At 67.3% G+C, this 18,553-nt stretch carries 12 protein-coding genes, 2 tRNA genes and 1 pseudogene; 13 read left to right on the forward strand and 2 right to left on the reverse strand.

Features of this window, described 5'->3' with window-relative positions:
• Window positions 1–79: 79 nt before the first annotated feature.
• From AC2JAJ_RS04140 to AC2JAJ_RS04155, 4 genes and pseudogenes are all read left to right on the forward strand, one after another.
• Window positions 80–2,354, forward strand: a pseudogene (locus AC2JAJ_RS04140) (prolyl oligopeptidase family serine peptidase).
• Window positions 2,333–2,890 carry a GNAT family N-acetyltransferase gene (locus AC2JAJ_RS04145; protein ID WP_486414178.1) on the forward strand — a complete coding sequence of 186 codons (558 nt, stop codon included), beginning with the start codon at window positions 2,333–2,335 and terminating at the stop codon, window positions 2,888–2,890. Before AC2JAJ_RS04140 ends, AC2JAJ_RS04145 begins: the two are co-directional and overlap by 22 nt.
• 100 nt (window positions 2,891–2,990) lie before the next feature.
• A tRNA-Ser gene (locus AC2JAJ_RS04150) sits at window positions 2,991–3,079 on the forward strand.
• Between the two features lie 311 nt (window positions 3,080–3,390).
• Window positions 3,391–5,025 (forward strand): MFS transporter, encoded by a 1,635-nt coding sequence (locus tag AC2JAJ_RS04155; protein WP_486414177.1) that lies wholly within the window; start codon window positions 3,391–3,393, stop codon window positions 5,023–5,025.
• On the opposite strand, the gene AC2JAJ_RS04160 is transcribed toward AC2JAJ_RS04155, so the two are convergent.
• Window positions 4,949–7,153, reverse strand: a complete 2,205-nt coding sequence (locus tag AC2JAJ_RS04160) for a RecQ family ATP-dependent DNA helicase (protein ID WP_486414176.1) — start codon at window positions 7,151–7,153, stop codon at window positions 4,949–4,951. The genes AC2JAJ_RS04155 and AC2JAJ_RS04160 overlap by 77 nt on opposite strands.
• 164 nt (window positions 7,154–7,317) lie before the next feature.
• On the opposite strand from AC2JAJ_RS04160, the gene AC2JAJ_RS04165 reads away from it, so the two are divergent.
• The 4 genes from AC2JAJ_RS04165 to AC2JAJ_RS04180 all read left to right on the forward strand — a co-directional run bounded on the left by AC2JAJ_RS04165 (window position 7,318) and on the right by AC2JAJ_RS04180 (window position 11,000).
• Window positions 7,318–8,736: a phosphomannomutase/phosphoglucomutase gene (locus AC2JAJ_RS04165; RefSeq protein ID WP_486414175.1), complete on the forward strand. Its 1,419-nt coding sequence runs from the start codon at window positions 7,318–7,320 to the stop codon at window positions 8,734–8,736.
• Between the two features lie 6 nt (window positions 8,737–8,742).
• Window positions 8,743–9,237 carry a hypothetical protein gene (locus tag AC2JAJ_RS04170; protein WP_486414174.1) on the forward strand — a complete coding sequence of 165 codons (495 nt, stop codon included), beginning with the start codon at window positions 8,743–8,745 and terminating at the stop codon, window positions 9,235–9,237.
• 12 nt (window positions 9,238–9,249) lie between these two features.
• Window positions 9,250–9,699 (forward strand): RrF2 family transcriptional regulator, encoded by a 450-nt coding sequence (locus tag AC2JAJ_RS04175; RefSeq protein ID WP_221385545.1) that lies wholly within the window; start codon window positions 9,250–9,252, stop codon window positions 9,697–9,699.
• A gap of 140 nt (window positions 9,700–9,839) precedes the next feature.
• Window positions 9,840–11,000: a globin domain-containing protein gene (locus tag AC2JAJ_RS04180; RefSeq protein ID WP_486414173.1), complete on the forward strand. Its 1,161-nt coding sequence runs from the start codon at window positions 9,840–9,842 to the stop codon at window positions 10,998–11,000.
• 84 nt (window positions 11,001–11,084) lie between these two features.
• Here AC2JAJ_RS04180 and AC2JAJ_RS04185 read toward each other — a convergent pair whose 3' ends face one another.
• The gene (locus AC2JAJ_RS04185) at window positions 11,085–12,917 is read right to left on the reverse strand and encodes a phosphoenolpyruvate carboxykinase (GTP) (protein WP_501053377.1); all 1,833 of its coding nucleotides are present in this window, start codon (window positions 12,915–12,917) and stop codon (window positions 11,085–11,087) included.
• A 277-nt stretch (window positions 12,918–13,194) separates the two neighbouring features.
• Between AC2JAJ_RS04185 and AC2JAJ_RS04190 the strand changes: the two genes are divergently transcribed.
• The 5 genes from AC2JAJ_RS04190 (at window position 13,195) to AC2JAJ_RS04210 (ending at window position 18,284) form a co-directional block, all read left to right on the forward strand.
• Window positions 13,195–13,271 (forward strand) — tRNA-Arg (locus AC2JAJ_RS04190).
• 74 nt (window positions 13,272–13,345) lie between these two features.
• Window positions 13,346–14,800, forward strand: a complete 1,455-nt coding sequence (locus tag AC2JAJ_RS04195; protein WP_486414172.1) for a dihydrolipoyl dehydrogenase family protein — start codon at window positions 13,346–13,348, stop codon at window positions 14,798–14,800.
• Between the two features lie 66 nt (window positions 14,801–14,866).
• The gene (locus AC2JAJ_RS04200; protein ID WP_486414171.1) at window positions 14,867–15,571 is read left to right on the forward strand and encodes an ABC transporter ATP-binding protein; all 705 of its coding nucleotides are present in this window, start codon (window positions 14,867–14,869) and stop codon (window positions 15,569–15,571) included.
• On the forward strand, window positions 15,568–17,604 hold the full coding sequence (locus tag AC2JAJ_RS04205) for a YhgE/Pip family protein (protein WP_486414170.1): 2,037 nt from the start codon (window positions 15,568–15,570) through the stop codon (window positions 17,602–17,604). Before AC2JAJ_RS04200 ends, AC2JAJ_RS04205 begins: the two co-directional genes overlap by 4 nt.
• The gene (locus tag AC2JAJ_RS04210) at window positions 17,601–18,284 is read left to right on the forward strand and encodes a TetR/AcrR family transcriptional regulator (protein ID WP_486414169.1); all 684 of its coding nucleotides are present in this window, start codon (window positions 17,601–17,603) and stop codon (window positions 18,282–18,284) included. Before AC2JAJ_RS04205 ends, AC2JAJ_RS04210 begins: the two co-directional genes overlap by 4 nt.
• Window positions 18,285–18,553: the final 269 nt, after the last annotated feature.

An 18,553-nucleotide genomic window follows, 5' to 3' on the forward strand; every position in this document is an offset into this window, starting at 1 on the left:
CCAGCGTACGGGCTGGGAGCGGCGGATGCGCCCGGGGCTTGACTTGCCAGCTCCAGGTGGAGTTGTTTGGATGGGGCGCATGACCACCACTGCAGCTGATTCAGCGTCCATTCCCGGTTCCGGCCAGGGCACGTCCGGCACCGCTTCCACCGGGACGGCTCCGGAACCGGTGGATGAGAACGTCTGGCTGGAGGACATCTACGGTGAAGAGCAGCTCGCCTGGGTCAAGGAACAAAACTCCCGCACCGAGGACCTGCTCGTGGACGCCGAGTACGCGGGCCTGGAAGCCAGCATCCTTGAGGTGATGGATTCCACCGACCGGATCGCCATGGTGGGCAAGCGCGGCGACTGGTACTACAACTTCTGGAAGGACCGGCAGAACCCCAAGGGGCTGTGGCGCCGGACCACATGGGAAAGTTACTGCAACGACTCCCCGGAGTGGGATGTCCTGCTGGACGTCGACGCGCTGTCCGCTGAGGAAGGCCAGGAGTGGGTCTTCCACGGGGCCACCTTCCTGCGGCCCGTAGCCGGCGAACCGTACCGCCTGGCGCTGCTTGCCCTCTCCCCCGACGGCGGCGACGCAAACCGATACCGGGAGTTCGACGTCGAGGCGCGCGGCTTTGTTGGTCCGGCGCAGGGCGGCTTCGACCTGCCGACGGCGAAGGGCAACGTGTCGTGGCTGGATGCGGACACGCTGCTGGTCGCCTCCACCGCCGACGGGCTGCCCAAAACGGCGTCCTCCTACGCCCGCACCGCGGTTACCCTGAAGCGCGGCGAAGCGCTCTCCGGGGCGCCCCTGCTCTTCGAAGTTCCCGAAAACCACATGATGGCCGCGGTGGCACACGACTCCACGCCCGGCTTCGAGCGCACCTTCGCCGTGGACTACATCGACTTCTTCAACCGCACCAACTTCGTGCTCCGGGACGGCTCCTGGGTGGCCATCGATGTCCCCACGGACGTGAACGTCAGCGCGCACCGGGACTGGCTGCTGTTCCGGCCGCAGCAGGACTGGGCGCTGGACGGCACCACCTACCCCGCAGGTTCGCTGCTCGCCGCGGACTTCGAGGACTACCTTGCCGGCAACCGGGCCATCACGGTGCTCTTCACCCCGGACACCGCCACCTCCCTGCAGTCCTGGAGCTGGACCCGGAACTTCCTGCTGCTGAACCTGCTCAAGGACGTCTCCTCCGAGATCCGCGTCCTGGATCCGGCCACCCCCTCCAGCAGCCCGGGCAGCGCCTGGGGTTCCACTGTCCTGGACGCGTGCCCGCCGCTGCACGACGTCAACGCCTACGCCGTGGACGACGAGGACGAGGCACCCGCGAACGGGGGCGCCGGTGACGATTTCTGGCTGGTCGCCACCGGTTTCACCACCCCCACGACGCTGATGCGGGGAACCCTCGAGCGGGACCGCCTGCAGCAGGACGACGCCGGGCAGGACGACGCCGGGACGTCCGGCGTGGTGAGCCTGGCACGCGGTGGTGAAGACGTCGCCGTCGTTCTTCGCCGACAGCGACTACGGCGTGGAGCAGCACTTCGCTGTTTCCGACGACGGGACCCGGGTCCCGTACTTCCAGATAGCCCCGCGAAACCTGGCCTTGGACGGGCAGAACCCCACCCAGCTGTCCGGCTACGGCGGGTTCGAAGTCTCCCGGACCCCGGCCTACAGCGGCACCGTTGGCAGGGCGTGGCTGGAGCGGCGAACCACCTTGTCCGATGGAAGCGACGGAAAAGCTCCGCACTCGCGCGGCGGGGTGTACGTGGTAGCGAACATCCGCGGCGGCGGTGAATACGGGCCCGCCTGGCACCTTGCCGCGCTGAAGGAGAACCGGCACAAGGCGTACGAGGACTTCGCGGCTGTGGCCCGGGACCTGATCTCGCGCGGCGTCACCTCGCCTCGGCGGCTTGGCTGCGTGGGCGGATCCAACGGAGGGCTCCTGGTAGGGAACATGCTCACCCGGTATCCGGAACTGTTCAGGGCCGTCTCCTGCGGGGTGCCGCTGCTGGACATGCGCCGCTACACCCGGCTCTCCGCAGGGCACTCGTGGATCGCCGAGTACGGCGACCCCGACGTTCCCGGGGATTGGGAGTACATCAGGACGTTCTCGCCTTACCACCTGCTGAAGGACGCGGTCGAGTATCCGGAAACATTCATTTGGACGGCGACCTCCGACGACAGGGTAGGTCCGGTCCAGGCGCGGAAAATGGCAGCCCGGATGCTGGCCATGGGCATCCCCAACGTCTGGTTCCATGAAGCCCTCGAAGGGGGCCACGCGGGGGCATCGGACAACCGGCAGGCGGCGGCGCTGCAGGCCCGCAGCCAGCACTTCCTGTGGAAGGCCCTGGCGGGCTGACGGCCGTGGGATCCCGGCTGGAAATCCGGCGTGCGCGGCCGGCCGACATAGAGGCCGTGGCCCGGGTGCATTACCAGTGCTGGCAGGAGACGTACCGGGGGATGCTGTCGGATGGCTTCCTCGCCGCCGTGGACCCAGCGGGTCGGCTGGCGCTTTGGCGCCAGCTGCTGGACCGGCCGCAACCGGCCGAGGCGTGGGTGGCGTGCGACGACGGCAGGCCAGTGGGGTTTGCCGGCGTGCGGCTGCTGCCCGGGCCTGGGTCGCCGGAGGGGCACCCACCGCCGTCCTCAGGAAATGTGGAGCTTTGGGGGCTGTATTTGCTCGCATCGCACCAGGGCCTCGGCCTGGGGCGCCGGCTGCTCGCCGCCGCGCTGGGCAACAATCCTGCCAGTCTTTGGGTGGCCGCCGGCAACGGCAAGGCCATCGATTTCTACCGCCACTTTGGTTTTGTTGCTGATGGCGCCGAGGACACCCTGGCGGACTGGGAGGGCCTGCCGGTGATCCGCATGGTCCGCGCGGAACAGCATCTCACCTAAGCCGAGCGGGCCGCCGGCAGCCAGGCCGCGGACTTCCGGGGAACCGTTTTGCACTGCATGGCCGGATCTGCGTATCCTTGGTGGGCTAGGAATAGCAATTGGAGACGTGCCAGAGCGGCCGAATGGACTTCACTGCTAATGAAGGGTCGGGGTTAAACTCGACCGGGGGTTCAAATCCCCCCGTCTCCGCGTTTGGCCCCGGTCCTTGACCGGGGCCTTTTGCGTTCCCGGGCTTTTGAGTTCGCGGGTCTTTGTGTTCGCGGGCCTTTGTGTTCCCGGGGCCACGGGGCTAGGAGTCCGTTCCTCCGGAGCTCGTTCGCCTGTCGGAACGTTGAAGATCCGGATGGGCGAACATGCCTCTGATAACGCGGGAAGGCTGAGGCCGGCGGACGGCGTTGAGGCCCGCTGGGCAAGCATCCGGCGGGCCCGGACTTGGAATGCGCTGTCCAACAACCGGACAGGGAGGGCGGCCGTCCTTGCTGCGGTGGCAGGATTAACGGATGGCGGCAAGCAGCGGTTTGGACCAACAGGGCGGCGGCACCCTGGCGCCATGGAACCCGCGCCTCGCACTCCTGGTAGCGGCAACGTTCTTTATGGAATTCCTGGACGGAACGGTCCTCACCACCGCCATCCCCAGCATTTCCACTGACTTCGCCGTCCCCGCCGCCGACGTGAACGTGACCATGACGGCGTACCTGCTCACCGTGGCGGTCGGCATTCCCATCAGCGGCTGGCTGGCAGAGCGGTTTGGAGCACGCCGGGTCTTTTGCCTGGCCATCGCAGTATTCACCCTCGCCTCCCTGGCCTGCGCCGCCAGCCAGGACCTGGCCACTTTGACCCTCAGCCGCATCGCCCAGGGAGCCGGCGGCGCGATGATGGTTCCCGTGGGAACGCTGGTGGTCCTGCGCGGAACGCCAAAATCCGATCTGCTGCGTGCCACCGCCTTCCTGGTGTGGCCCGGGCTCCTGGCACCTGTCCTCGCGCCCCTGGTGGGCGGCGCACTCACTACGTACCTGTCCTGGCATTGGATTTTCCTGGTCAACATCCCACTGGGTGCCGCGGCCTTTTTCGCCGCACTGCGGCTGGTCCCGGTGGCGCCCGGAGATCCCGGGCGGCGGCTGGACTGGCCCGGCATGGTGCTGACCACCCTGGGCGTGGGGGCCCTGGTGGTCGGCCTCGAGCTTGCCAGCAGCCACCCCGACGGCCCCTGGCCAGCCCTCAGCGCAGCGGCAGGGGTGGCCGCGCTGGCCGCTGCTGTGCTCTGGATGCGCCGCACTCCGAATCCGTTGTTCAACCTCCAGGTCTTCCGCACCCGCACGTTCCGCGCCATGGCCACCGGCGGGTTCGTTTACCGGGTAACCATCAGTTCCGTCCCGTTCCTGCTGCCCCTGATGCTCCAGGCCGGGTTCGGCTGGTCCCCGCTGCATGCCGGGGTCCTGGTGGCGGCGGTGTTCGTCGGAAACATCGGCATCAAGCCGGCCACCACCCCGCTGATCCGGCGGTTCGGCTTCAAGGCGGTGCTGGTGTTCGCTTCGCTTGCATCGGCGGCAACTTTCGCCCTGTGCGCCTTCCTGACACCTGAGACCCCCGAGCCGCTGATGTTCGTCCTGCTGGTCTGCAGCGGGGCCTTCCGCTCCATTGGTTTTTCGGCCTACGCGTCAGTCCAGTACGCGGACATTCCACCCGCGCAACTGACCTCTGCCAACACGGTCTCCGCCACACTGGTGCAGCTGGGAACGGGTTCGGGAATCGCCGTGGCGGCCCTGCTGATCCGGAGCTTCGAGACGGTGGCGCCCCTGTCCCAGGATCCTGCCGGGCCCTTCCGCGGCGCGTTCATGGCCATGGCAATCCTGATGCTGGCCAGCACTGCGGACAGCATCCTGCTGCCACGGCACGCGGGTGCAGCAGTCGCCCAAGGCAGCCGAAAGCAGCCGAAAGCAGCCGCCCCCGGCCAGCCCGCACCGGCAAGCGCGGATCTTGAGCCTGGCGGCTCCGGCGGCTCCGGGGGTGCGGCCGGCCTGGATGGGAGTCCTGATCGTGTGCGCAGCGAGCCAGGGGTTACCCGGCCTGTGCCAGGACCAAGGGAAGTACCGCTCCCGCGCCCGCCTGGCGGAGGGCGCGCCCCGCAACGGTGAGCGTCCACCGGCTATCGGCCAGATCGTCGATCAGCATCACTGTCTGGCCCGGGGCCGACTGCAGCGCGGCTTCAAGCTCGGGGCCCACCACCAGCCTGTCCCACACCCCGGCCAGCCGGTAGGCACTGTTGCCGCCGCGGCCGCCCGTGGGCCCGCCATGGGCCAGCTGGAGCTGGCCCAGGTAAGGGATGCGCCCGATCCCGGAGATGCCCTGCGCCAGGGAGTCCACCAGTTGGGGCTTGTTCCGGGACGGAACGCCCACAATGGCGGCCGGCCTGCCCGCGCCGCTCCACCCCGGGTTGCGCCCGTCGCCAGTCCCCCACTCCCGCAGGACCTGAACGCATGCCTGCAGCATCGCAGGGTCCACGGGCCGGTCCTCCGCCCCGGCGGCAAACAACTCCCGTAACGCCCCGCCCCACCCCAGGTCCGTCAAGCGCGCCAGGACGCGTCCTTCCGCAACGCCCTCGCCCGGCTTGAGTTTCCCCTTCACAGGTACCCCCAGCCGATCCATGCCGCTGGGCCATTGCAGGCGCGGCTCCAGGACGCCGCCAGCCCTGCTGAGGGTCTGGCTGGCCGCAGCGGTAGCGTCTGCAGCCACGTCTGCGGGGAACCAGCGGCCGGCGCAGTTGTCACACCGTCCGCAGGGACTGGCCGTCTCGTCATCAAGGACTGACGTGATGTACTCCATTCGGCAGCCCGCCGTGTCCTGGTAGATCACCATGGAGTCCTGCTCATCCACGCGGGCCTCGGCGATTCGCCGGTAGCGCTCCGCGTCATACACCCAGGGCTGGCCCGTCGACCGCCAGCCACCGCCGACCCGCTCCACCGCCCCGTCCACGGACAGGACCTTCAGCAGCAGTTCGAGCGGGGTGCGGCGCAAGTCCACCCTCGCTTCCAGCGCCACCGTTGACAGCGCGCTCCCGGCCTCGGCCAGGGCGGTGAGCACGGCCGCGGCCTTCTCCTCCGAGGGCATCGACGCGGTGGCGAAGTACTGCCAGATTTCACGGTCCTCGGATCCGGGCAGCAGCAGGACATCGGCGTTTGCCGCACCACGGCCGGCACGTCCCACCTGCTGGTAGTACGCCACGGGCGACGATGGTGCGCCGAGGTGGACCACGAAGCCAAGGTCCGGCTTGTCGAAGCCCATCCCCAGCGCGGAGGTGGCCACCAGCGCCTTGACCTGGTTGTCCTTCAGCAATTGCTCGGCGCGTTCCCGGTCGGCCGGGTCCGTCCGGCCGGTGTAAGCGAGGACGTCATGTCCTGCCTCGGCCAGGAGCCGGGCAGTGTCCTCTGCAGCCGAAACCGTCAGCGTGTAGATGATCCCGCTGCCTGGAAGGTCGGACAGGTGCGTCAGCAGCCAGCCCAGGCGCTGTTTGGAATCGGGCAGGGACAGCACGCCCAGCCTGAGCGAGTCGCGGCCCAGTGAGCCCCGGATGGTCAGGACACCGGCGCCGAGCTGCTCTTCGATGTCGTGCACCACCCGGGAATTGGCTGTGGCGGTGGTGGCCAGCACCGGGATGGACTCCGGCAGGCGGGAGATGAGGTCCGCGATCCTCCGGTAGTCGGGGCGGAAGTCGTGGCCCCAGTCGGAGATGCAGTGGGCTTCATCGATGACCAGCAGGCCGGTGCGCCTGAGCAGTTCGGGCAGCTGGTTCTCCCGGAATGCAGGATTGGTGAGCCGTTCCGGGGAGACCAGCAGTACGTCGACTTCATCGGCGGCCAGCTGTTCCCGGACCGTATCCCACTCCAACTGGTTGGCGGAGTTGATGGCGACGGCGCGAACCCCGGCCCTGGCGGCGGCAGCCACCTGGTCCCGCATCAGGGCAAGCAGCGGCGAGACAATCAGCGTGGGACCATGGCCGCGGCGCCGCAAAAGGAGGGATGCCACGAAGTACACGGCTGACTTTCCCCAGCCGGTGCGCTGGACCACCAAGGCCCGCCGCGCGTCGTCGACCAGCGCCTCAATGGCCTCAAACTGCCCGTCATGAAAGACCGCCTCCGGGTGCCCAACCAGCCCGCGCAGGACCTCAAGGGCTTCGGCATGCGTGCCCGTCCCCGCCCCCTCCGGGCGTCCCGGGGCTGCGGCTGCTGTAGCGGTAATAGTGGAAGCGTACTGGTTATCGGCCATTGATTCAGTATCCCAGCACCCTCCGACAGGCTGCGCAGCGCGGTGTTCGTATGTGGATAGGGCTGCATGTGGAAAGGCGCAAAGTGCGCCGCAATGCCGCAGCTGTTACCAAAGCGGCGCCAAAACTCCCTGGCCGCTGCCGCCGCCCACGTAAGATAAAGCCCGTGACTAGCGAACAGACAACGACATTTGATCTCTCGGCATCCTTCAAGGCCTACGACGTCCGTGGGATTGTGGGCGAGTCCATCACCGCCGAAATCGTCGAAGCAGTGGGGGCAGCGTTCGTGGATGTCCTTCAGCTCGAAGGCCAGACCATCGTGGTGGGCGGGGACATGCGCCCCTCCTCGCCGGAGTTCACCAAGGCCTTCGCGAACGGTGCTGCAGCCCGCGGCGCCGACGTGGAACTGCTGGACCTGATCTCCACCGATGAACTGTATTTCGCCTGCGGTTTCCTCAACCGCGCGGGCGCCACGTTCACCGCCAGTCACAACCCTGCCGCCTACAACGGGATCAAGATGGCCAAGGCCGGCGCCGTCCCCATCTCCTCCGAAACAGGCCTCAAGGACATCCAGGCGCGCGCGGAGCAGTACCTCAACGAAGGCTCCATCCCCGCCGCCGCAACCCGGGGGGCCATCAGTGTCCGGGACGTGCTCAAGGACTACTCGGAGTACCTCCGCAAGCTGGTTGACCTTTCCGCATCGCGCCCGCTGAAGGTGGTAGTGGACGCAGGCAACGGCATGGCCGGCCTGACCACCCCCGCTGTCCTGGGTGACACCCTGCTGCCCAAGCTGCCCTTCGACATCGTTCCGCTGTACTTCGAACTGGACGGCTCCTTCCCCAACCACCCCGCCAACCCGCTGGAGCCGGAAAACCTTCGCGACCTGCAGGCCGCGGTCATCGAACACGGTGCCGACATCGGCCTGGCCTTCGACGGCGACGCCGACCGCTGCTTCGTCATCGATGAAAAGGGCGAGCCCGTGTCGCCGTCGGCCATCACCGGCATGGTGGCCCGCCGCGAAATTGCCCGCGCCAAGGCCCAGGGCGAGGAAAAGCCGACCATCATCCACAACCTGCTTACCTCGCGCGCCGTCGCCGAACTGGTGGAGCACGACGGCGGACGCGCCGTGCGCACGCGCGTAGGCCATTCCTTCATCAAGGCAGTCATGGCTGAGGAAGGTGCCGTGTTCGGCGGCGAGCACTCCGCCCACTTCTACTTCCGCGACTTCTGGAACGCTGACACCGGCATGCTGGCCGCCATGCACGTCCTGGCAGCGCTCGGCGAACAGGCCGCCCCGCTCTCCGAGCTGGCCCGCGAATACGAGCCCTACGTCAGCTCCGGTGAAATCAACTCCGAGGTGGAGGACAAGCCGGCGGCGGTGGAGCGCGTGCGCCAGGCCTTCTCCGATGAGGACCTCGCCATCGACACCCTGGACGGCAGCACGTTCACGGCCAACGACGGCAGCTACTGGTTCAACCTGCGCCCCTCCAACACCGAGCCATTCCTGCGGCTCAACGCCGAGGCCACGGACCGCGCCACCATGGAGCGCATCCGCGACCGCGTCCTCGAACTCGTGCGGGCCTAGCACCGGATGGCTGGTGAGGCACGGACCCCGGACGGAAACGGCGGGCAGGAGGGCTGGCGCGACTCCGTGGCGGAAGGCACGGCAACGGACCTGGAGAACCTCCTGGGCACCGGCGTCAGCGCCGCCCAGGAGCAGCTCCAGCGCAACGGCGGCTTCCTGCCCTTTGCGCTGACCGTGCAGAACGACGGCGAGGTGCGGCTGGTTGCCGTCTCTCCCGCGGATGCCGCAGAGGGCACCGACGGCGACTTTGATGCCGACGCCATGATCAGGGACCTGCATGCCCTCCTGCGGCAGAACCGGGACGATTTCCGCGCAGCGGCAGTGGTCTGCGACATCCTGCTGGTTGAGGAAGACTCGGACGCCATCCACGTGGCGGCCGAGCACCGCGACGGCTCCCTGTTCGCGGCAGTCCTGCCGTATGCGGCCAACGCCACCACCCAGACCTGGGAGTTCGGCGAGCTGGGTGCCGACGCCAGCGAGCCCGCCATCTGGGTGGACTAGACCGGTAGCCCGATGAAAATCAACGCCTTCGCCGATGTCAGCCTGCGTGCGCTCATGGTCCTCGCGGCAGTTCCGGGGGGCACGCTGCTCACTACGCAGAGCATCGCCGACTCGGTGGGAACTCCCTACAACCATGTCAGCAAGGCCATGGCGCGCCTGCGGAGCATGGGACTGATCGAGGTGGTCCGTGGCCGCTCGGGCGGGTCGCGGCTCAGCCCCGCCGGGCGCAAGGCCACAGTGGGCCAGATCCTGCGGGAGCTCGATACGCGTTCCGACCCCGCCGACTGCGTGGCTCCGGCCGGCAACTGCCCGCTGATCAACGAGTGCAAGCTTCGCGGCGCGCTGGCCCGGGCGCGCGAGGCGTTCTACGCCGAACTCGATTCCGTGGTGATCGCGGACCTGCCGGGAACGCGCCAGATGGCACCGGTCTTCCAGATGATCGGCCTTCGCCCCGGGCTGTAGACAGCCGCCATCCGGGGGCTTACTCCCGGTTTGATTTCCAACTTCTACAAGGTGTAGAACTGAGGCAGAAATACTCGTATTTGAAATATGAGTTTTCCTCCGGCCGGACGAAGGCCCCGGCCATAACCTCAGGAGTACAGATGCTCTCGGACAAGTCCCGCCCCGTCATTGAGGCCACCCTGCCGCTGGTCGGTTCCCGGATCGGATCCATCACCCCCAAGTTCTACGCCCGCCTCTTCGCCGCGCATCCCGAACTGATGGATGGCCTGTTCAGCCGCTCCAACCAGCGCTCCGGCGACCAGCAGCAGGCCCTCGCCGGGAGCATCGCCGCATTCGCCACCCACCTGGTGAACAACCCCGGCACCTTGCCCGAGACCGTCCTCTCACGCATCGCCCACCGGCACGCTTCCCTGGGCATCACCGAGCCCCAGTACAAGGTGGTCTACGAGCACCTGTTCGCTGCCATCGCCGAGGACCTTGCCGAGGTCATCACGCCGGAAATCGCCGAGGCCTGGACCGAGGTGTACTGGCTGATGGCGGACGCCCTGATCAAGCTCGAAAAGGGCCTGTACGCAGCGCAGGCGAATGGCAAGATGTGGATGCCATGGCGCGTAGCGGCCAAGACCCCCGCGGGAACCGGATCCATGACCTTCACCCTCGAGCCCGCCGACGACACCCCCGTAACCCCCGCCCTTCCCGGCCAGTACATCAGCGTCAAGGTGGCCCTGCCGGACGGGCTGCGGCAGGTGCGGCAGTACTCCCTCTCCGGCGACGCGGGCACGAGCCGCAGCTTCACCACCAAGCTGGACGACGGCGGCGAGGTCTCCCCCGTCCTGCACAACACCGTCCAGGTGGGCGACATCCTGGACATCTCCAACCCCTATGGCGAAATCACCCTCAAGGACGGCGAGGGCCCCGTGGTCCTGGCCTCCGCCGGCATCGGCTGCACCCCCACAGCCTCCATCCTGCGCTCACTCGCGGACAGCGGCTCCGACCGCCAGGTGCTGGTGCTGCATGCCGAAAGCACCCTGGACAGCTGGGCGCTGCGCAGCCAGATGACTGACGACGTCGAACGCCTGGACGGTGCCGAACTGCAGCTTTGGCTGGAGAAGCCGGTGGACGGGGCCAAGGAGGGATTCATGTCCCTGCGTGAAGTGGACCTGCCCGCCGATGCCTCCCTCTACCTGTGCGGCCCGCTGCCGTTCATGAAGAACATCCGGAACGAAGCCATCAACGCCGGCATCCCGGCCACCCGGATCCACTACGAGGTCTTCGGCCCGGACATCTGGCTGGCCAGCTGATCCCACCGCCTCCCCTGCAATACGACGACGGCCCCGCACCTTTTTCGAAAAGGTGCGGGGCCGTCGTCGTTGAATGTTTGCCGGCTAGTGCGCGGCCATCCGTTCCTTCAGGGAATCCAGTTCTGCGCGCAGGGCTTCCGGCAGCGAGTCGCCGAACTTCGCGTACCACTCCTCGATGGAGGCGAGCTCCGCATCCCACTCCTCGCGGTCGACGCGGACGGCGTCCTCAACGTGGGCGTGGGTCATGTCCAGCCCGGTAAGGTCCAGGGAGTGGCCGGCAGGAACGTATCCGATGGGGGTCTCGACGGCATCGGCCTTGCCCTCAATGCGTTCGATGGCCCACTTGAGGACGCGGGCGTTGTCGCCGAATCCGGGCCACGCAAAGCCGCCGTCGGCGGTGCGGCGGAACCAGTTCACCAGGAAGATGTGCGGCAGCCGTTCCGCGTTGGCCTTGCCCGAAACGCTGATCCAGTGCTTCAGGTAGTCGCCGGCGTCGTAGCCGATGAACGGCAGCATGGCCATGGGGTCGCGGCGGAGCACGCCGACCTGGCCGGCAGCCGCGGCCGTGGTCTCCGAGGACAGCGTGGACCCCATGAAGATGCCGTTGGTCCAGCTGCGGGCCTGGGTCACCAGGGGAACGGTGGTCTTGCGTCGTCCGCCGAAGAGGATAGCGGAGAGCTCCACGCCCTCAGGGCTGTAGTACTCCTCTGCGAGCATGTCGATCTGGGCAATCGGCGTGCAGAAACGGGAGTTCGGGTGCGCGGCGGGCCTGCCCGAGTCGGGAGTCCAGGAGTTGCCCTGCCAGTCGGTAAGGTGCGCCGGAACCTCGTCCGTCATGCCCTCCCACCACACACCGCCGTCGTCGGTGAGGGCAACGTTGGTGAAGATGCTGTGGCCCTTGGCGATGGCGCGCATGGCGTTGGGGTTGGTGCCCCAGCCGGTGCCGGGGGCTACGCCAAAGAGGCCGGCTTCCGGGTTGGTGGCGCGGAGTTCGCCTTCCTTGCCGATCCGCATCCAGGTGATGTCGTCACCCAGGGTCTCAACTTCCCAGCCTTCGATGGTGGGGTCCAGCAACGCGAGGTTGGTCTTTCCGCACGCCGACGGGAAGGCCGCGGAGACGTAGTAGTTCTTCTTCTCGGGGGAAGTCAGCTTGAGGATGAGCATGTGCTCGGCCAGCCAGCCCTCATCCCGCGCCATCACGGAGGCGATGCGCAGGGCGTAGCACTTCTTGCCCAGCAGCGCATTGCCGCCGTAGCCCGAGCCGAAGGACCAGATGGAGCGCTCTTCGGGGAAGTGGACAATCCACTTGTCCGGGTTGCACGGCCAGGCGACGTCATCCTGGCCCGGTTCCAGCGGAGCACCCAGGGAATGCAGGGCCGGCACGAAGAACGCGTTGGTGCGGGTGATCTTGTCCAGCACGGCCGTGCCGATGTTGGCCATGATCCGCATGGAGGCAACGACGTAGGCACTGTCAGTGATCTCCACGCCGAACTTGGGGTCCTCGGCGTCGAGGTGGCCCATCACGAACGGAATGACGTACATGGTGCGGCCGCGCATGGAACCGGCGAAGAGGCCGCGCAGCTTGTCCTTCATCTCGCGCGGGTCCATCCAGTTATTGGTGAAGCCCGCATCGCGCTTGTTCTCGGAGCAGATGAAGGTCTGCTCCTCGACACGGGCCACGTCGGCAGGGTCCGAGAACGCGGCGAAGGAATTCGGGAACAGGTCCGGGTTCAGCCGCGTCAGGGTTCCGGCAGCGACCAGTTCGTCGGTGAGACGGGTGTTTTCCTCTTCGGACCCGTCAACCCAGTAGATGCGGTCCGGCTGCGTAAGCTCAGCAACCTCTTCGACCCATGCCAGCAGGCCGGCATGTGTGGTGGGTGCTTTCTCAAGCAGCGGCTTCTGCGCCAGATCGCCCATTGCAGTTCCCTTCCTCGGGTTCATCGGTGTGTCCTAAATGCTATGGTCCGGACCACTGGACTTTTCGGGGAGCTTGACTGACAAATCCGGCCACCGAAAGTGAATTCCGCGGAAAGTCAGGGAACTGTCGCCCGAAAACGGCCCATTAAGTGACGAAGGTCACCTATACCGGTATAGTCGCGCACATTACATGCCTTTCGATTTGGCACTGGGCGCGGACTCGCGTAAAGTAATTCGAGGTTCGGGGAGAGCGGTTCTTCTCCCAGGAACACGAGATGCGCCCATAGCTCAGCTGGATAGAGCGTCTGTCTACGGAACAGAAGGTCAGGGGTTCGAATCCCTTTGGGCGCACCAACAAGGTCCGCACCGGTTCGCCGGTGCGGACCTTTTTTGTGCCCGCCCACGCAATCCCCGGCTAGGCTGTCCACATGATGCCCGATGCCCTGGAGCGCGAATTCGACGTTGTTGTTATTGGCGCAGGCGCCGCAGGCGAGAACGTGGCTGACCGGGTGGTCCAGGGCGGGCTTTCTGCCGTGCTCGTGGAAGCGGAACTGGTCGGCGGGGAGTGCTCGTACTGGGCCTGCATGCCCTCCAAAGCGCTCCTGAGGCCCGGGACCGCCCTGCACGGAGCCCAGACGTCACCAGGCGCCAAGGAAGCAGTGACCCGGACCCTCGATGCAGCCGCCGTCCTGCAGCGCAGGAACTACTTCACATCCAACTGGCAGGACGACAGCCAGGTCGATTGGGTCAAGGAAGCCGGCGTCGAACTGGTCCGCGGCCATGCGTGGCTCACCGGCACCAGGGAAGTTGAAGTCGCCGGAACGGACGGCACGCAGCACCGCCTCCAGGCGAGGCATGCCGTAGTGCTCGCCACGGGCTCCACCCCCAACACGCCTCCCATCGACGGCCTGCAGGACGTAGAGGTATGGGGAACGCGGGAAGCGACCTCCGCGGGCGAGGTTCCGGAACGGCTCGCGGTGCTGGGCGGCGGCGTGGCCGGGGCCGAGCTTGCGCAGGCCTTCGCCCGGCTGGGGTCGGCAGTCACCCTGATTGCGCGCAGCGGGTTGCTGGGCAACTTTCCGGAGGAGGCCGCCGCCCTGGTTGCGGCCGGGCTGCGGGCTGACGGCGTTGAACTGCGGCTCCACACGGCGACAGAACGCATCAGCGAAAACGGCGACGGAACCCTCACCCTGGCACTGGGTGACGGCAGCACCGTTACGGCCGGGAAGGTGCTGGTCTCAACCGGCCGGCACCCTGCCCTCGAGGGCCTGGGCCTGGAGAGCGTCGGCGTCCGCCCGAACGAATCCGGGCACCTGTCCCTCACTACCGACGCAACGGGACTGGTCCAGGGAGTGGCCGGAGACGGGCCCTGGCTTTACGCCGTGGGGGACGCGGCCGGCAAGAACCTGTACACGCACCAGGGAAAATACGAGGCCCGCGCCACTGGAGACGCCATCACCGCGCGTGCCAAGGGCGAACTTAGGGGACGCCCGGCGGACTGGACCCGGTATGCCCAGACCGCCAACCAGCACGCGGTTCCCGGCGTCGTCTTCACCGACCCCGAGCTGGCGAGCGTCGGCCGGACCGTGCAGGCCGCGCGGAAGGACGGCTACAACGTTTCCTCTGTTGAACTCCCCATCCAGGTGGCGGGCTCCTCCCTTCACTCCGAGAACTACGAGGGGTGGGCCCAGCTGGTGGTGGACGAGGACCGCAAGGTCCTCCTGGGTGCAACCTTCGCCGGCCCGGACGTATCCGAGCTGCTGCACGCGGCAACGATCGCCGTGGTGGGGGAAGTGCCGCTGGAGCGACTCTGGCACGCCGTTCCTTCCTACCCGACCATCAGCGAAGTATGGCTCCGGCTGCTGGAAAAGTACGGTTTATAATGTCTATTTGAACTGACCGGTCAGTTCGGTTAGCCTTAACGCAGCACCTCCTGCGAAAGGCCCTTCTTGCTTTCAGCACACCAGCTCCATGCCAAAGGACGCCGGGACCCGTTGCTTCCACCCACCACCCTTGCCGTTGCCCGCGGCGAGCTGCTGCTTGTCACCGGCGAGCGGCAGGACCAGCGCACTGCCCTGGCCCTGCTCCTCAGCGGCCGGATGAAGCCCACCGGCGGGGAGCTTGGCTGGGACAACAGCCGCCGGACCAAGCAGCTTCGCCTGGCGGCGGCGCTGGTGGACTCCCCCGGCGTCAATGAGCCCGAGGAACACCTGAGCGTCCGCGACCTGGTGACCGAGGACCTCGCCCTGATCCCCCGCCGCTACCGGGGCGCCCTGCTCAGCGGCCCATGGCTGAAGGTCAACCGCTTCGAGGACATCGCAGCCCTGTGGACGGAGCAGCTGGAGCCCGGGCGCAGGCTGGAACTGCTGACGGCCCTGGCCCTGGCCAACCCGCGTACGGACCTGCTGGTGGTGGATTCCCCGGACCGCCACAGCGCGGACCTTGCCACCTGGTTGCCCAGGCTCCAGGAGCTGGCGTCCGACGCCGGGCGGCCGCTCGCCGTCGTGGCGGCAGTCAGCGCCGTCCCCGCGCCGTGGGACGGGCCGGTGGCGGTGATCGGCAACGCGGAAGCGGTCGAAACCGGGCAGGACCCGGAAGACCAGGAAGCAACAGAAGACCAGGAAACCGAACTCGAAACCGAGGTTGCCAAGTGACTGTCCTGCGGCTCGCCCGCTCCGAACTCAAGCGCATGACCGGCGGCCTGCTGCCCAAGCTGACGATCCTGGCGCTGACCATGGTTCCACTGCTTTACGGAGCGGTCTACCTGTATGCGAACTGGGATCCCTACGGGCACCTCAACAACCTTGATGCCGCCCTGGTGGTGGAGGACGCGGGTGCAGCAACAGCTGGCGGCACCCGCCTGGAAGCCGGCACGAAGGTGGCCGACAGCCTGGTGGAAAGCAACGTGTTCCATTGGGTGCCCGTAGCCAGCTCAACGGAAGCGGATGCAGGAGTCAGCAGCGGGCAGTACGCCTTCGCGCTGAAGATCCCCCGGGACTTCTCGGCCAACCTGGTCTCCCCCGGCAGCTTCGATTCCGCGAGCCAGGCCATGCTGAATGTGACTACGAACGACGCCAACAACTACCTCCTCAGCACCATCGTGGACAAGCTGACCACAGCCGTACACACCACAGTGGCCAAGGAAGTCGGCGAGGAAACAGCAAACCAGCTGCTCACGGGTTTTGGCACCATCCACAACAGGATGGTCCAGGCAGCGGGCGGTGCTTCCCAGCTTGCCGACGGCGTGGCCACCCTGCGGGACGGAACGGTCACCCTCCACGAAGGAACGTCGGCGCTGAGCCGCGGCGCGGACCAGCTGTACGCCGGCCAGCTCACGCTGCGGGACGGCGCCAACCAGCTGACCGATGGCGCGGGCCAGCTGAGCAGTGGCCTGTCCGTCCTCAAGGACAAGACCGCCACTTTGCCCACCGACACCCAGACGCTCGCAACGGGCGCCGCGCAGGTGGCCGCGGGGAACGCCCAGCTCAACGCCAAGGTGCAGGACGTGGCAGCCCAGCTGGAGGCTGCCGACCAGGGCATGCGGACCCGTGTTGCGGATTCCAACGCAAGGCTGGTCGCGTCGGGCGTGCTCACGCAGGAGCAGGCGGACCGGATCCTCGCCGATTTCGACGCCACCGCTGCGTCCAGCCCCGTTGCGGCGGCGAAGATCAAGATCCAGACAGACGCCGAACAGGTGCAGCAGCTGGCCAACGGTTCAGAGGCCGTCAGCGTCGGCGCCTCCCAGCTGGCCGCCGGGATGCCGGCGCTGAAGGAAGGCATCGCTCAGGGGTCGGCCGGTGCAGACAAGTTGCACACCGGCGCGGCCACCTTGGCCACCGGTGAGCAGACCGCCGTCGACGGTGCAGCAGGGCTCGCGGACGGGGCACGGAAGGTCGACGCCGGGGCAGCGCAGGTAGCGGACGGCGCAGGCCAGGCCGCCACCGGGTCCCGCACGCTCGCGGACGAGATGGGTAAGGGCGCGGGCCAGGTGCCCAACCCGGACGATGCCCAGAAGAACAACCTGTCGCGGGTGATGGCCGATCCCGTGGCCGTCAGCAATGTCTCCCAGGCGAAGGCGGACTCGTACGGAGCCGGGCTGGCGCCGTTCTTCCTGACGCTTGCGTTGTGGATCGGGATCTTCATGCTGGTCCAGGCCATGCGGCCCATTACCCAGCGGGCCCTGGCGTCCAACGCTCCCTCGTGGAAGATCGCCCTGGGCGGCTGGCTTCCGTTCCTTCTGGTTTCCGTGGCCCAGGCTTCGCTCCTGACGCTGGTGGTGGATGTTGGCCTGGGGCTGAATCCGGCGCATCCGGTCCTGATGTGGCTCCTGATGCTCGCGGCGGCCATGGCTTTCAGCGCCCTGATCCAGGGCATCGTGGCGCTGCTGGGCTCGCCCGGCAAGCTGGTGGTGCTGATCCTGCTGGTCCTCCAGCTGGTCTCCTCCGGCGGGACGTTCCCGTGGCAGACCACCCCGGAACCGCTCCATGTGGTGCACCAGCTCCTTCCGATGGGCTACGTGGTGACGGGCATGCGGCACCTGATTTACGGCGCCGACCTGTCGATGATCGTCCCCACCCTTGCCGGCCTCCTGGGCTACACGGTGCTGGGCGCAGCCATGTCCACGCTCGCGGTCCGCAAGAACAAGTACTGGACGCTGAAGACCCTCAAACCGGAGATTGCCGTATGACCCTGGAAGGGCCTGCCTCTGCCAAAGGGCTCCGGCCGGCACGGACTACAGCCACCCGCCAGAAGCTCTTCGATGCCTCCATGGAGCTGATCGGCGAGCGCGGCGCTGCCAGCGTGACCGTGGATGAGATCGCCGCTGCTGCCGGGGTTTCCAAGGGCACGGTGTATTACAACTTCGGCAGCAAGTCCGAGCTCATCGCGCAGCTTCTGCGCCATGGCGTGGACATCCTCAAAGCCCGGCTGCTGGCGGCTGCCGATGGGACCGGTTCAGGGGTAGCCGGCGCGGTGACGGGCGGGGCGGAAGACGCCCGCGATCCGTTGCTGGCCATGGAGTCGATGATCGGCCAGGCCATGGATTTCATGGCCGAGTACCCGTCCTTCGCGCGTCTGTGGGTCAGTGAGAACTGGCGGATTCCCAGCGAGTGGCAGGGCACGTTCGCGGTGCTGCGAGGAGAACTGCTCGAGGTCATTGGGCGGGCAGTGGACAATGTTGCCCGCGCCTATCCGGTGGATGAGTCGGTGTCCCGCGGGAGCCTGGAGACCGCGATCTTCGGTGCCTGCTTTGTGGTGGGCCTGGACCGGCAGACGTACAACCCGGAGCGGACCCGTGACCAAAGTGTTGCAGCAATCATGGCGATCATGCGCGGCTACGTCCTGGCGGGGCCGGCTCCTCGGGGATGATGGAGCCTATGCGGCACATGGGGAAGAGCGGAAAGTTCGCGGTCATCTGCGGCGTCGTCGCGGCAGGGCTGCTGGTGCTTACCGGGATGACCCTCGCGGAGCCGGTGTTTATCGCGTTCCTCGGCGTCCTGGCCCTGGCCTACCTGGCCGCGGTCGCCGAGGTGCTGCACCGGCGCCGGCGCTTGGTCCTGCTGGCCGCCGGCTCCGGCACCGCCCTCACCCTCGGCTTTTCCCTGGCGTTCCTCAGTACGTGGGAGCTGGCCTTCGAC

Source organism: Arthrobacter sp. MOO21 (assembly GCF_057369995.2).